Genomic DNA, 14,459 nt, shown 5'->3' on the forward strand with positions numbered 1-14,459 from the left:
GGTCGGCGCCATGCCCGCGGACCGCGCGCACGCGTTCCACCATCCCGTCGCGTTCTGGGCCGGCTGCGCCCTGATCGTGGCCGGCGTGTTCGCGCACGCCCCGATGTTCCTGATGGGCCGGCATACCCACTGGCAGATGGTCGGCATGCCGATGACCTGGGGGATGTGGGCCGGCATGGCCGCGATCCCGGTCGGCGTCGCGCTGGCGTGCTTCGGCCTGATGCCGCGCCTGGAACGCATGCGCATGGCCCTGCAGGGGCCGCAGCGCGCGGTGCTGTTCCACGTCGCCGACGGCGTGCCGCTCAACCGCGCGCACTGGACGCTGGTCACCGTGCTCGCCGTGGCGCTGGTCGTGGACGTGATGAAGCCGGCGACACTCGGCTTCGTGTTGCCCGGCATGCGCGTGGAGTACGCCATCGGGACGCAGGTGGCGGGGCTGCTGCCGCTGGTGGCGCTGACCGGCACGACCATCGGCTCGGTCGTGTGGGGCCGCATCGCGGACCTGTTCGGCCGGCGCGCGGCGATCCTGCTCTCGGCGCTGATGTTCATCGGCACCGCGATCTGCGGCGCGATGCCGGCGTTCGGGTGGAACCTGCTGATGTGTTTCCTGATGGGCCTGTCGGCGGGCGGCATGCTGCCGATCGTGTTCACCCTGATGGCCGAGACCATCCCGGCCGCGCACCGCGGCTGGCTGCTCGTGGCGCTGGGGGGGCTGGGCACGTCGTTCGGCTACCTGGTCGCGGCCGGCGCGGCCGCGCTGCTCGAACCGCTGATGAGCTGGCGCGTGCTGTGGCTGCTCGGGTTGCCGACGGGCGCGATCGTGATCCTGCTCAACCGATGGATCCCCGAATCGCCGCGCTTCCTGTCGAGCATGGGGCTGCATGCGCAGGCGCGCGCGGTGCTGGCGCGCTTCTCGACGCGCATCGAGGCGGACGACGCCGCGCATCCGGGTCCGCCGGTGATCGACGAGAGCCATCCGGTGTCGACCTCGCGCAAGCTGCTACGCGGGCCGCTGGCGCCGATCACCCGCGCGCTGGTGACCTGCGGCGTGGCCTGGGGCCTGGCGAACTTCGGCTTCCTGCTGTTCCTGCCGGTGAACCTGGTGGAGCTGGGGCTGGATGGCGCGCGCGCGAGCGGGCTGATCGCGCGTTCGGCGGTGTGGGCGCTGCCCGGCATCGCAGCGGTCGTGTGGCTGTACCACGGCTGGAGTTCGTTGCGTGCGCTGCTCCTGTTCGTGGGCCTGAGCACCGCGTCGCTGCTGGCCTTCTTCGCCATGGGGCTGGCGGGCGTGCGCGCGGAGGGTGCACTTGTCGCGGCGACCGCCGCGCTGCTGGTCAGCCTGAGCGGGGTGATCGCGATGCTGGTGCCGTACGCGTCGGAGATCTATCCGGTGCGCCTGCGCGGCACGGGGTCGGGCGTGGTGGCGGCCAGCTCCAAGGCGGGCGGCATCATCGGCGCGCTGGCGGGCGTGGCGGGCTTCTTCGGCGCGTTCGCGCTGTCGGCGCTGCTGGTGGCGCTGCCGATGGCGGTGGCCGGCGTGATGCTGGCGCGCGCCGGGGTCGAGACGCGCGGGCGGCGGCTGGAGGAGATCGAGGCGGGCTTCGGCGCCTGACCCGCCGGGCGACGACGGCTACTGCTTCAACCGCCAGCCGGTGCGGAAGATCCACCAGACGATCGCCAGGCAGGCGAGCAGGAAGCCGCAGATCGCCGCGATGCTGATGCCCACGTCGACGTCGGCCACGCCGTAGAAGCTCCAGCGGAACCCGCTGATGAGGTACACGACCGGGTTGAACAGCGTCGCCTCGCGCCACGGCGAGGGCAGCATGTCGATCGAGTAGAACGCACCGCCCAGGAACGTCAGCGGGGTGACCACCATCAGCGGGATCACCTGCAGCTTCTGGAAGTCGTCCGCCCACAGCCCGATGATGAAGCCGAACAGGCTGAAGCTCACCGCGGTCAGCAGCAGGAACGCGAGCATCCATCCCGGGTGCTGGATCTCGTAGTCGACGAACAGCCGCGCGGTCAGCAGGATCAGCACGCCCAGGATCAGCGACCTGGTCGCCGCCGCGCCCACGTAGCCCATCACCACCTCGATGGCGGACACCGGCGCGGACAGCAGTTCGTAGATCGTGCCCGCCCACTTGGGCATGTAGATGCCGAACGAGGCGTTGGAGATGCTCTCGTTGAGCAGCGACAGCATGATCAGGCCGGGGATGATGAAGGCGCCATAGCCCACCCCGTCGATGTCGCCCATGCGCGAGCCGATCGCCGCGCCGAACACGATGAAATAGAGGGACGTCGACAGCACCGGCGAGGCGATGCTCTCGGCGAGCGTGCGGAACGTCCGCGCCATCTCGAAGCGGTAGATCGCCCGCACCGCATGCAGGTTCAGCCCGGCCATCGCGTCCCTCCCCTGCGCGGGGGCACCCGTCGCCACGAAACCCCCTGTCGTCCCGAGCGCAGCTGTCGTCCCGAGCGCAGCTGTCGTCCCGAGCGCAGCGAGGGACCTGCTCTTCCTCTTCCACGCTCCCGGCCCGGCAAAAGCAGAAGCAGGTCCCTCGCTGCGCTCGGGACGACAGGCGGCATGGGGCCGATCATCAGGCGCGCTCCCGGACCAGGCTCACGAAGATCTCCTCCAGCGAGCTCTCGCTCGTGTGCAGGTCCTTGAAGTCGATGCCGTGGTCGGCCAGCCTGCGCAGCAGCGTCGCGATTCCCGTGCGCTCGCCCTGCTGCACGTCGAAGGTGTAGGTCAGCGTGCCGCCGTCGTCCGAGAGCTCCAGCGGCAGGTCGGCCAGCGGCGCGGGGATGGACGCCAGCGGGGCCTGCAGCGTCAGCGCCAGCTGCTTGCGGCCGAGCTTGCGCATCAGCGCCGCGGTTTCCTCCACCAGCACCAGCTCGCCGCGGTGGATGACGCCGATCCGGTCGGCCATCTCCTCGGCTTCCTCGATGTAGTGGGTGGTCAGGATGATCGTCGTGCCCTGCGCGCGCAGCTCGCGGACCATCGCCCACATGTCGTGGCGCAGTTCCACGTCCACGCCCGCGGTCGGCTCGTCCAGGAACAGGATGGACGGCTCGTGCGCCAGCGCCTTGGCGATCAGCACGCGGCGCTTCATGCCGCCGGACAGGCTCATGATCCTCGCGTCGCGCTTGTCCCACAGCGACAGCGCGCGCAGCACGCGCTCCAGGTGCGCCGGATCGGGCGCCCGGCCGAACAGCCCGCGCGAAAAACGCAGCGTCGACCACACGCTCTCGAACGCATCGGTGGACAGTTCCTGCGGCACCAGCCCGACCAGCGCGCGCGCGGCGCGGTAGTCGCGCACGTTGTCGTGTCCGTCGATCGTGACCGTGCCCCCACTGGCGCGCACGATGCCGCAGACGATGCCGATCAACGTGGTCTTGCCCGCACCGTTCGGACCGAGCAGCGCGAAGATCTCGCCGCGCCGGATGTCCAGGTCCACGCGCTTGAGCGCGACCTGGCCGGAGGCGTAGGTCTTGTCCACGCCCTGGATCGAGATGATGGGTGCGTCGCGGTCCCCGTCCACGCGGCGATGCTAGCCGATGCCGCGCCCGGCGCGGCCTGCACGACGCGTTTACGGCCGGGGCGCCAGCTTGGGCCGGGCCGTGGCCCCTCGCGGTCGTCCGGGCCAGGCGGCACCCGCCCGCACCCGGTTCCCGCCATGTTCCTGGAAAAGTTCAAGTCCGACGGACTCGCCCATCTCTCCTACATGTTCGGCGACGGCCTGGAGGCCTTCGTCGTCGACCCGCGCCGCGACGTGCAGTGCTACGTGGACCTGGCCGCCCGCGAAGGCGTACGGATCACACGGATCTTCGAGACCCATCGCAACGAGGACTACGTGGTCGGCTCGGTCGAACTGGCCGAGCGTACGGGCGCCAGCATCCACCACGGGCATGCACTGGACTTCGACTACGGCGAAGCGGTCCGCGAGGGGGACTGCTTCGCGTGCGGCGCGTTGCGGCTGCGCGTGCTGGAGACGCCCGGCCACACCCCCGAGAGCATCTCGCTGGCGCTCTCCGACAGCAACCAGGGCGACACCGTGGTCGGCGTGTTCACCGGCGACACGCTGTTCGTGGGTGACGTGGGCCGCACCGACCTCGTTCCCGGTCGCGAGGGGGAGATGGCCGAGGCCCTGCACCATTCTCTCGTCGAGAAGCTGCTGCCGCTCGGCGACCAGGCCCTGCTGTATCCCGCGCACGGCGCCGGATCGGTGTGCGGCGAGAACATGGCCGACCGGGAGTTCTCGACCCTCGGCCACGAACGTGCCCACAACCCGATGCTGCAATGCACCGACAAGGCGGCCTTCGTCAAGCGCAAGCTGGAGGAGAAGCACCACGTGCCGCCTTACTTCGAGCGCATGGAGCACCTCAACAGGTGTGGTGCACCGGTGATCCACCACCTGCCCTCCCCTGAACCGCTCGACGCGGACGCGTTCGCCGCCTTGGCCGGCGACGGCGCCCGGGTGCTTGACCTGCGGTCGGCCGAGGCCTTCTCGGGGGCGCACGTGCCCGGAAGCCTCTCGCTCCCGCTCGACCTGCTACCGGCATATGCGGGGTACCTGCTCGGCTACGACGAGCCGCTGCTGCTCGTTGGCGATGGTGCCGGGGCGGTGCAGGCGGCGGTGCGCAGGCTGGTGCGCCTGGACTACCTCCAGGTCCGCGGATTCCTGGCGGGTGGCATCGCGGCCTGGGAAAAGAGCGGCCGGCGCTACGGCCATGTCGGCGTGGTCCATGCGAAGGACCTCGACGCGGAGCTGCAATCCGACGCGCCGCCGCTGCTTCTGGACGTGCGCAAGGCGAGCGAGTTCGAGCGCATGCGCCTGCGGGGCGCGACGCACGTGTTCCTCGGCCACCTGCCCGGCGAGCTGGACGACCTGCCGCGGGACCGGCGCGTGGTCACGTTCTGCGGCAGCGGCAAGCGGGCGATGGTGGCCGCCTCGCTGCTGCAGGCCGCGGGCTTCGAACGCGTGCGCAATGCGTTCGGCTCGATGGCCGCCTGCGAGGCGATCGGATACGCCACGCTCGAGGACGGCGACGACGGGGAATGAGCCCCTGCGCACGCGGCGGACCGCATGCGCTGCGCCGAATCGCGGCGCTGGTCAGGGCGTGGCGGAAGCCTTGCGCGGATCGTCGGCGGGGTTCACGTAGGTGATCCCCCACGGGCCCACGCCGTGCAGCTGCAGCTCCACCGGGCCCTGGGTGGCCGCGAAGTGGTTCACGCCGACCTGCATGATCGCGACGCTGCCTGGCGGCAGGTCGACCAGGCGCGACGCGTCGTACGTGTCGCCCGTCGCCATGCGGAAGGTGCCCGAGAGGACCGTCACGTGCTCGATCGCCGGGTGGTGATGGGGCGGGATGACGTAGTCCGCCGGCAACCGCAGGCGCAGGGTGAAGGGACCGGCCTTGTCCAACGGTCCTTCCAGGACGGCTCCGCGGGCGCCCTTCGGCAACGCGGGGACGTCCATCCATTCCATGTCGTCAGGCAGGACCATCGCGTGGTCGGCGTGCTGCATGTCGTGGCCGGCCTCGCCGGGCTGGTGCCCGCCCGCGGGCGCGTCGCCGACGGCGATCGCGAGCGCCGCGGCCAGGGCGAGATGCGAAAGTTTCATGGCTGCGCTCCGGTTGGCGACCGTCCCTGGCCGTGCGTGCGTCCTCGCGCCAGCAGCCAACGGAGGTCCGGCGCCGGCACGGCCAGCGCCGCGCGCCGGGCCCGCGTCAGGCGGTCCCGGGCACGCCGGGGCCGGCCGCCCGAGCGTCCGGGTGGCTGCCGGGCGGACCGGTCGCCTCAAGCAGTCGGGCCAGGTCCGCGACGAAACTGGCGTAGGCCGCGTCGCGCGCGGCCTCCGGCTGGCGCAGGACCCACGACGGGTGCACCGTTGCCAGCGCACGCGTGCCGTCCGGCCCGCGCAGCCAGCGGCCGCGCGATTCGGCGAGCCGGAAGGCATTGCCGAACAGCGCGCGCGCCGCGGTCGCGCCGAGGCACAGGATCACGTCCGGCCGCAATTGCGCCAGCTCGGCCTCAAGCCATGGCCGGCAGGCCTGCACGTGCGCGGCCGCCGGGTTGCGATGCAGCCGCGCCTTGCCGCGCTGCTCGAAGCGGAAGTGCTTCACCGCGTTGGTCAGGTACATCGCGCCGCGGTCGATGCCCAGTTCGGCCAGCGCGCGGTCGAGCACGCGCCCGGCCGGGCCCACGAACGGGCGTCCGGCCAGGTCCTCCTGGTCGCCGGGCTGCTCGCCGACCACCACGATACGGGCGTCGGCAGGGCCTTCCCCGAACACCGTGCGCGTGGCCGGTTCCCAAAGGGGGCATCGACGGCAGGACGCGGCCGCCGCGCGCAGTCCCCCGAGGCCCCGCGCCTCCGGCACGGGCAGCGGTTCGGGCGCGGGGATGCGACGGCGCGGCGCCTCGGACTCGCGTTCGCGCATGGCCTCGACGCGCGCGCCAGCGTCCTTCACCAGTCCGGGCACCAGGCGCGCCTCGGGCAGGTTGCGCCAGTATTTCTGCGGCATCTCCGAGCGCATCATCGTCGGGTTGAGCCGCGCCGGGTTGAAGATGTGCGCGTAGTAGGTGCGCCACAGGTCCTCGTGCGCGTCGTCCGCCGGCGCCGCGTCGCGGGTGGCGCCGTCGCCGAACGCGAGCGCACTGCCGTCCCACGCCACGCTGCGCCCGGGCGTGAGGATCGCCCAGCGCATGCCGGCGAACCGGCGGGCGAAGAACGGCGCCACGCGGTCGACGATGTCGTGCTCCGGTTCGAACCAGGCGATGTACGCCTCGTCCTCGCCGGGCACGGCACGGAAGCGCACGAACGCCTTCATCTTGTGGCAGTCGCGACGCACCGCTTGCGCCAGGCGGGTGGCGCGGTGCACGTCCGGGTCGGCGGCATCGTCCAGCAGGCCGCGCGCACCGTTGGCCAGGCGCCACGCGATCCGGTAGGGCAGCGCATGGCGGTCGGTGTCGCGATGGCAGACGACGGCGCCCGCCAGCGACAGCAGCGCGCCGGGCACGGCCGGTGCCTCGCGCCGTGGTGGCAGCGCGGTCACCGCCGTCGCACCGAGCAACGAACCCTGCACGCCACCGGTCCAGTCGACGTCGGCCGGCGCCAGTCCCGCGCGCAGCGCCGCGCGCGCCTGGGCGCGCCACGCGTCCACGTCCCACGGGGGGTCGACATTCGCCGCGTACATCCTGGCTGGCGTCAGGCCGCGAACAGGTCCGGCTGCGCCGGCGGCGGCGCGAGCCGTGCGCGCAACGCGGATGGATCGTCCAGCGCGCGGCGCGGGTGGTGGTCGGCCAGCTGCACGAATGGCAGCACCTTGCCGAGCGGCGCGGACAGGCGCGCGAGGTCGGCCACGCGCAGGCGGCGGTGGCGGCGCGAGGCGAGCACCCGCTTGACGTTGCGCGTGCCCAGGCCCGGGACGCGCAGCAGCATCTCCCGCGGGGCCTTGTTGAGATCGACGGGAAAACGCTCCGGGTTGCGCAGCGCCCACGCGAGCTTGGGATCGATGTCGAGGTCGAGCATGCCGCCACCCGCCTCGCGCGGCGCGATCTCGCCGACCTCGAACCCGTAGAAGCGCATCAGCCAGTCCGCCTGGTACAGCCGGTGCTCGCGCTGCAGCGGCGGCGCGCGCAGGGGCAGCGTCGACTTCGCGTCCGGGATCGGCGAGAAGCCCGAGTAGTACACGCGCCGCAGCCGGTAGTTGCCGTACAGGTTGCCGCTGGTCTCCAGGATGCTGCGGTCGTCGGCGTCGTCGGCACCCACGATCATCTGCGTGCTCTGGCCCGCCGGCGCGAAGCGGGGCGGCCGCGACTTCGCGGTGCGCGCGGTGCGACGGGCCTCGACGTTGTCCTCCATCCGCCAGCGCAGCTGGCCCATCGCCGAGCGGATGCCCGGCAGGTCCTTCTCGGGCGCGAGGCGATTCAGTCCCGCTTCGGTCGGCAGCTCCACGTTGATGCTGAGCCGGTCGGCGAAGCGCCCCGCGCGCTCGAGCAGTTCGGGCGAGGCTTCCGGGATCGTCTTCAGGTGGATGTAGCCGGCGAAGGCATGGTCTTCGCGCAGGCTGCGCGCGACCTCGACCAGCTGCTCCATCGTGTAGTCGCCGTTGCGGATGATGCCGCTGGAGAGGAACAGGCCCTCGATGTAGTTGCGCTTGTAGAAGTCGAGCGTGAGCCTGACGACCTCGCCGGTGGTGAAGCGCGCCCGGCGCACGTTGCTCGACACCCGGTTGACGCAGTACGCGCAGTCGTAGACGCAGAAGTTCGTCAGCAGGATCTTGAGCAGCGACACGCAGCGGCCGTCGGGCGTGTAGCTGTGGCAGATGCCCATGCCTTCGGTGCTGCCGATGCCGCCGGTGCCGAGCGAGTGCCGTTTCGCGGCCCCGCTGGAGGCGCACGACGCGTCGTACTTCGCCGCATCGGCGAGGATCGCGAGCTTGGTGGGGACGTCCATGCGCCATGGTCCCCATCGCGCGTCTCACTCCCTGAGACGCGAACGCGGTTCCATGCCGCCTCGCGCGCGCGAGGCCGCGCGCGCATCCGCGCCGGCTGAACCGTTCAGGCACACGCCGCGCCGACGCCCCCCCACCGAGACTCCCGCGATGCCCGCGCCAAGCGACCGCGTCGCCGACCTCGTGGTGCAGCGCCCCGAAGGCCTGTACTGCCCGGCCGGCGACTTCTTCATCGACCCGATGCGGCCCGTGCCGCGCGCGGTGATCACCCATGGCCACGGCGACCACGCCCGCGGCGGCATGGGCGCATACCACTGCGTGGCCGCGGGCCTGCCGATCCTGGAATGGCGCCTGGGAAAGCAGGCCTATTCGGTCCACGACCACGGCGAACGGTTCGTGCTCGGCGAGGCCACCGTGTCGTTCCACCCGGCCGGCCACGTGCTCGGCTCCACGCAGGTGCGGATCGAATCCGGCGGCGGGACCTGGGTCGTGTCCGGCGACTACAAGCGCCAGCCGGACCCCACCTGCCTGCCGTTCGAGGTGGTGCCCTGCGACGTGTTCGTCACCGAGTGCACGTTCGGGCTGCCGGTGTACCGCTGGCCGGACGCCCGCGAGGTCGCGGCGGACGTCGTGGCATGGCGCGACGAGTGCGCGGCGCGCGGCGAGGCGGCGGTGCTGTTCTGCTATGCGCTGGGCAAGGCGCAGCGCCTGCTGGCGGAACTGGCGGCGCACACCGACCGCCCCGCCTTCGTCCACGGCGCGATCGATGCCGGCGTGCAGGTCTACCGCGGCGCAGGCGTACCGATGCTGGCGACCGCGCCGGTGATGGACCAGGCGAAGGGCGCGGATTTCGCAGGCGAGCTGGTGCTGGCGCCGCCGTCCGCGGGCGGCAGCAGCTGGATGCGCCGCTTCCGGCGCGCGCAGACCGGGTTCGCCTCGGGCTGGATGCGGATCCGCGGCAACCGCCGGCGACGCAACGTGGACCGGGGCTTCGTGCTGTCCGACCACGCCGACTGGCCGGCGCTGCTAACGACGGTTCGCGAGACCGGCGCGCGGCGCGTGATCGCGCACCATGGCAATCCGGAAGCGCTCGTGCAGACGCTGCGCGACGCGGGCATCGACGCCATGACGTTCGCGCGGCCCGAAGGCGCGCCGGTAGGCCGCGGTCCCGGCGACGACGGGGGCGATTGATGCGGCGTTTCGCCCGCCTCTACCAGCGGCTCGACCGCAGCACCGCGACCCGTGACAAGCGCGCGGCGCTGGTCGATTACTTCCGAGACGCGCCGCCGGAGGACGCGGCATGGGCGCTGTGGCTGCTCGCGGGCGGCAAGGTCGGCGGGGCGCGCGCCAAGATCGCCACCAGCACCGAACTGCGCGCGTGGGTCGCGGAGGAGAGCGGCCTGGCGCCGTGGCTGGTGGACGACAGCTACCACCAGGTCGGCGACCTCGCCGAAACGCTGGCGCTGCTGCTGGACGACCCCGCCACCGAGGACGATGCCCCGCTGCACGAATGGATCGAGTCGCGCCTGCTTGCGGTTGCCGGCAAGGACGAGGCGACCCGTCGCGCGGTGGTCGTCGGCGCATGGCGCACGCTCGCGTTCGACGCGCGCCTGGCGTTCAACAAGCTGCTGACCGGCGCGCTCCGGGTGGGCGTGTCGCAGCGCACCGTGCAGCAGGCCCTGGCCGAATTCTCGGGCGTCGACATCGCGCGCATCGCCCAGCGGATGCTCGGCACCTGGACGCCCTCGCCCGCGTTCCTGCGCGACCTGCTCACGCATGACGAACTGCCCGGCGACCGGCGCCAGCCCTACCCCTTCTTCCTGGCCTCGCCGATCGAGGTCGAGCCGGACACGCTCGGCCCGGTCGACGACTGGGTGCTGGAGTGGAAGTGGGACGGCATCCGGGTTCAGCTGATCCGCCGCGACGGCGAGGTCGCGCTGTGGTCGCGCGGCGAGGAGCGGCTCGACGGCCGTTTCCCGGAGATCGAGGCCGCGCTCGCGGCCATGCCGCGCGACTGCGTCATCGATGGCGAGCTGGTGGCGTGGGGCGGCGGCCCCGCGCCCGCGCCGTTCACGGCGCTGCAGACCCGGATCCAGCGCCGCAAGCCGGGACCGAAGGTGCTCGCGGCCACGCCGGTGCGCGTGCTGGCCTACGACCTGCTGGAGCTGGACGGCGCGGACTGGCGCGAGCGCCCGCTCACCGAACGCCGCGCGGCGCTGGCAGGACTCCTCGACGGACTCGGCGACGACCGGCTCGCACTGTCCCCGACCGTACCGGCGGACGACTGGACGCACGCAGCCAGCCTGCGCGAAGACGCCCGCGAGCGCGGCGTCGAGGGCCTGATGCTCAAGCGCCGCGATTCGACCTACCAGTCCGGCCGCCGCCGGGGCGACTGGTGGAAATGGAAGGTCGACCCGCTCACCGTCGACGCGGTGCTGATCTACGCCCAGGCCGGCCACGGCCGCCGCAGCACGCTGCACACCGACTACACCTTCGGGCTGTGGGACGGCGAGGCGCTCGTGCCGGTGGCGAAGGCGTACTCCGGACTGGACGACAGGGAGATCCTGAAGCTGGACCGCTGGATCCGCGCGAACACGCTCGAGCGTTTCGGGCCGGTGCGCTCGGTGCGCGCCGAGCACGTGTTCGAGCTCGGCTTCGAGGCGGTGAACCGCAGCACGCGGCACAAGTCGGGGATCGCGGTCCGGTTCCCGCGCATCCTGCGCTGGCGCGAGGACAAGCGGCCGGCGGATGCCGACCGGCTCGACGCATTGCGGGCGCTGGCGCGATGAGCGACGGCGGCCGCACGCGCGCGCGCCGCACGCCGGCACCCGCAGCGCCGAAGCCGCAGGGCATCCGCGCGGCGCGCACGGCGCTGGACGGCTGGTTCGCGTCCCGCGGGTGGACGCCGTTGCGCTTCCAGCGGGAAGCCTGGCGTCGCCAGCTCGCCGGCGAATCGGGCCTGCTGCACACGCCGACCGGCAGCGGCAAGACGCTGGCGGCGCTGGGTGGGCCGCTGCTCGAGGCGCTGGCGTCACGGCCGGCCGGCGAAGCGCCACCCGCGCGCGGACGCCGCCGCGCCGAGCCGCGCCCCTTGCGCGTGCTGTGGATCACGCCCCTGCGCGCGCTCGCGGCCGACACCCTGCGCGCGATCCGCGAACCCGTCGACGCGCTCGGGCTCGACTGGCGCGTCGGCGCGCGCACGGGCGACGCCAGCGCGCGCGACAAGCGGCTGGCGCGCGACGGGCGGCTCGACGTGCTGGTGACCACGCCCGAGTCGCTGGCGCTGCTGCTGTCGTACCCGGAGACGGCGCCGCGGCTCGCGCACCTGCGCACGGTGGTCGTCGACGAGTGGCACGAACTGGTCGGCAACAAGCGCGGCGTGCTGCTGCAGCTGGGCCTGGCGCGACTGCGCGCGCTCGCGCCGGGGCTGCGCACCTGGGGGCTGTCCGCGACGCTCGGCAACCTGGACCAGGCCCGCGACGTGCTGCTCCCGCACGCACCGGGCGCGGCGATCGTCTCCGGCGTGCTGCCCAGGCGGATGCAGCTCGACACCCTCGTGCCGGACGCCGGGGAGCGCTTTCCCTGGGCGGGCCATCTCGGGCTCGTGCAACTGCCACGCGTGATGCAGCGCCTGCTGGCCGCCCCCACCAGCCTGCTGTTCACCAACACCCGCGCGCAGGCCGAGCTCTGGCACCGCGCGCTCGCCGCGGTCTGGCCCGAGGACCCGGCCACGCTCGCGCTGCACCACGGCTCGCTCGATCCCGCTTTGCGCGCCGCCGCCGAGCAGGGCCTGCGCGACGGCAGCGTGCGCTGCGTGGTGGCGACCTCGAGCCTCGACCTCGGCGTCGATTTCCCCGCGGTCGACCAGGTGCTGCAGGTCGGCAGCCCGAAAGGCATGGCGCGCCTGCTGCAGCGCGCCGGGCGCGCCCGCCACCGGCCCGGCGAGGCCGGCGGCGTCACCTGCGTGCCGACGCACGCGCTGGAGCTGGTCGAGTACGCCGCGGCACGCGAGGCGATCGCGCACGGCCGCGTCGAGGCACGCGAACCTCCGGTGCTGTCGCTCGACGTTCTGGCGCAGCACTGCGTGACGCTGGCGCTCGGCGGCGGCTTCGATGCCGACGCCCTGTTCGACGAGGTGCGCGGCACGCATGCCTTCGCCGCGCTCGACCGGGCGACGTGGCAGGCGGTGCTCGACTTCGTCGTGCAGGGTGGCAGCGCGCTGGCGCACTACCCCGACTTCCAGCGGGTCGTGCGCGGCGACGATGGGCTGTACCGCGTGCACGATCGCAAGGTCGCGTTCCGGCACCGGCTGTCCATCGGCACGATTGCCAGCGACGGCAGCCTGGCGGTGAAGCTGCTGAAGGGCGGGCGCCTGGGGTCGGTCGAGGAAAGCTTCATCGGCCGCCTGCGCCCCGGCGACCGCTTCCAGTTCGCGGGGCGCACGCTCGAGCTGGCGCGCCTGCAGGACATGACGGCGTACGTGCGCATCGCGAAGTCCGGCGAGGGCAGCGTCCCGAAGTGGCAGGGCGGGCGCATGCCGCTGTCGAGCGAGCTCGGGCGGGAGGTCGAACGCCTGCTGGCCGGGACGCTCGATGCCCCGGAACTGCGCGCGATCGCACCCTTGCTGCGGCTGCAGGCGCGCCTGTCCGCGCTGCCCGGCCCCGGGCACCTGCTTGCCGAATGGGTGCGCGCACGCGACGGCCGCCACCTGTTCGTGTATCCGTTCGCCGGCCGCGGCATCCACGAGGGCCTGGCCGCGCTGGTCGCGCTGCGCTGGGGCCGTCGCCTGCCGGAGAGTTTTTCCTACGCGGCCAACGACTACGGGTTCGTCGTCTCCGCGCGCGCGGGCGCGTCGATCGACGCGGCGCTGCTGGACGCGCTGCTCGAGCCGGGCGATCTCGCCGCCGACCTGGCGGCCGGCCTCAACCTGGGTGAACTGGCGCGCCGCCAGTTCCGCGAGATCGCGCGCGTCGCCGGCCTGCTGCCCCCGTCGCTGCCCGGGCGCGCGCCCCGCTCGATGCGCCAGCTGCAGGCGTCGAGCGGCCTGCTGTACGACGTGCTCCGCCGCCACGACCCCGGCCACCTGCTGCTGGCGCAGGCCGAGCGCGAAGTCCTGTCCGGGCAGCTGGAGGCCACGCGCCTGGCCGAGACGCTGCGCGACTGCGTCGCGCGGCCGCTGCGCTTCGTGGAACCCGCCTCGCTGACGCCCCTGTCCTTCCCGCTCTGGGCCGAAGGGCTGCGCGGCCAGCTCAGCACCGAGGACTGGAAGACCCGCGTCGAGCGCGCCGCCGCGCGCCTGGAGCAGCGCCATGGCTGAGCGGCTCGACATGCACCTGGGCGGCGAGCCGATGCAGCTGCTGGCCGACCGCGCGCTCTACTGGCCGGCACGGCGACGGCTGTTCATCGCCGACCTGCACCTGGGCAAGGGCGACGTGTTCCGGCGCGCGGGCATCGCCCTTCCCAGCGGCGGCAGCCGCCACGATCTCGAGCGGCTCGGCGCGCTCGTCGACGCGACCGGGGCGACCGCCGCCTGGGTTCTGGGCGACATGCTGCACGGCGCGACCGACGGCCGCGGCTGGCGCGACAGCTGGGACGCCTGGCGCGCGGAACGCCCCGGGCTGGACCTCGTCGTGCTCGCCGGCAACCACGACCGCGCACTGGCCGGCGCAGGACTCGGCGCGACGCTCGCGGGCGAGCGCGTCGACGACGGCCCGTTCTCGCTGCGGCACGCACCGGGCACCGATCCCACGCGGCACGTGCTGTGCGGGCACCTGCACCCGGGCGTGCCGCTGCCGGGACTCGGCCGACGGCGCTTCCCGGCGTTCTGGCTGGCACGTGGCTGCACCGTGCTGCCGGCGTTCTCGGCGTTCACCGGCGGGTCGCGCCCGGACCCGGCGCCCGGCGACACGCTGGTGGCGTGCACGCCGGGGGGCCTCGTGCGGGTGCCCGCCTCCGGGACCGCGGCGCGCACGGCGTGGCGATGAAGCCAGGGCGCGGCCCGG

General features: G+C 73.1%; 11 protein-coding genes. 6 read left to right on the forward strand and 5 right to left on the reverse strand.

Annotation, left to right across the window (positions count from 1 at the left end):
- Positions 1 to 10 precede the first annotated feature (10 nt).
- On the forward strand, positions 11 to 1,612 hold the full coding sequence (locus tag ACYU7H_RS04630; protein ID WP_460812853.1) for an MFS transporter: 1,602 nt from the start codon (positions 11 to 13) through the stop codon (positions 1,610 to 1,612).
- Positions 1,613 to 1,630: 18 nt separating this feature from the next.
- Here ACYU7H_RS04630 and ACYU7H_RS04635 read toward each other — a convergent pair whose 3' ends face one another.
- Together ACYU7H_RS04635 and ACYU7H_RS04640 are read right to left on the reverse strand one after the other, a co-directional pair.
- Positions 1,631 to 2,392 carry an ABC transporter permease gene (locus ACYU7H_RS04635; protein ID WP_460813072.1) on the reverse strand — a complete coding sequence of 254 codons (762 nt, stop codon included), beginning with the start codon at positions 2,390 to 2,392 and terminating at the stop codon, positions 1,631 to 1,633.
- Between the two features lie 205 nt (positions 2,393 to 2,597).
- Positions 2,598 to 3,542 (reverse strand): ABC transporter ATP-binding protein, encoded by a 945-nt coding sequence (locus ACYU7H_RS04640; RefSeq protein WP_460812855.1) that lies wholly within the window; start codon positions 3,540 to 3,542, stop codon positions 2,598 to 2,600.
- Between the two features lie 135 nt (positions 3,543 to 3,677).
- On the opposite strand from ACYU7H_RS04640, the gene ACYU7H_RS04645 reads away from it, so the two are divergent.
- Positions 3,678 to 5,063, forward strand: a complete 1,386-nt coding sequence (locus ACYU7H_RS04645; protein ID WP_460812857.1) for an MBL fold metallo-hydrolase — start codon at positions 3,678 to 3,680, stop codon at positions 5,061 to 5,063.
- A 51-nt stretch (positions 5,064 to 5,114) separates the two neighbouring features.
- On the opposite strand, the gene ACYU7H_RS04650 is transcribed toward ACYU7H_RS04645, so the two are convergent.
- From ACYU7H_RS04650 to ACYU7H_RS04660, 3 genes are all read right to left on the reverse strand, one after another.
- On the reverse strand, positions 5,115 to 5,624 hold the full coding sequence (locus tag ACYU7H_RS04650; RefSeq protein WP_460812858.1) for a cupin domain-containing protein: 510 nt from the start codon (positions 5,622 to 5,624) through the stop codon (positions 5,115 to 5,117).
- Positions 5,625 to 5,730: 106 nt separating this feature from the next.
- A complete protein-coding gene (locus ACYU7H_RS04655; protein ID WP_460812860.1) occupies positions 5,731 to 7,197 on the reverse strand; it encodes a UdgX family uracil-DNA binding protein in 1,467 nt (488 codons plus the stop codon).
- Positions 7,198 to 7,208: 11 nt separating this feature from the next.
- The gene (locus tag ACYU7H_RS04660; RefSeq protein WP_460812861.1) at positions 7,209 to 8,459 is read right to left on the reverse strand and encodes a putative DNA modification/repair radical SAM protein; all 1,251 of its coding nucleotides are present in this window, start codon (positions 8,457 to 8,459) and stop codon (positions 7,209 to 7,211) included.
- A gap of 148 nt (positions 8,460 to 8,607) precedes the next feature.
- Between ACYU7H_RS04660 and ACYU7H_RS04665 the strand changes: the two genes are divergently transcribed.
- Genes ACYU7H_RS04665 through pdeM form a run of 4 tightly spaced genes read left to right on the forward strand, consistent with a single transcriptional unit; the run spans position 8,608 to position 14,441 of the window.
- Positions 8,608 to 9,648: a ligase-associated DNA damage response exonuclease gene (locus tag ACYU7H_RS04665; protein WP_460812863.1), complete on the forward strand. Its 1,041-nt coding sequence runs from the start codon at positions 8,608 to 8,610 to the stop codon at positions 9,646 to 9,648.
- Positions 9,648 to 11,246: an ATP-dependent DNA ligase gene (locus tag ACYU7H_RS04670; protein WP_460812864.1), complete on the forward strand. Its 1,599-nt coding sequence runs from the start codon at positions 9,648 to 9,650 to the stop codon at positions 11,244 to 11,246. Before ACYU7H_RS04665 ends, ACYU7H_RS04670 begins: the two co-directional genes overlap by 1 nt.
- The gene (locus ACYU7H_RS04675) at positions 11,243 to 13,774 is read left to right on the forward strand and encodes a ligase-associated DNA damage response DEXH box helicase (protein ID WP_460812866.1); all 2,532 of its coding nucleotides are present in this window, start codon (positions 11,243 to 11,245) and stop codon (positions 13,772 to 13,774) included. The genes ACYU7H_RS04670 and ACYU7H_RS04675 overlap by 4 nt, the downstream gene beginning before the upstream one ends.
- Positions 13,767 to 14,441, forward strand: a complete 675-nt coding sequence (gene pdeM, locus ACYU7H_RS04680; protein ID WP_460812868.1) for a ligase-associated DNA damage response endonuclease PdeM — start codon at positions 13,767 to 13,769, stop codon at positions 14,439 to 14,441. Before ACYU7H_RS04675 ends, pdeM begins: the two co-directional genes overlap by 8 nt.
- The last annotated feature ends 18 nt before the right edge of the window (positions 14,442 to 14,459 follow it).

The organism is Luteimonas pelagia (genome assembly GCF_054776035.1).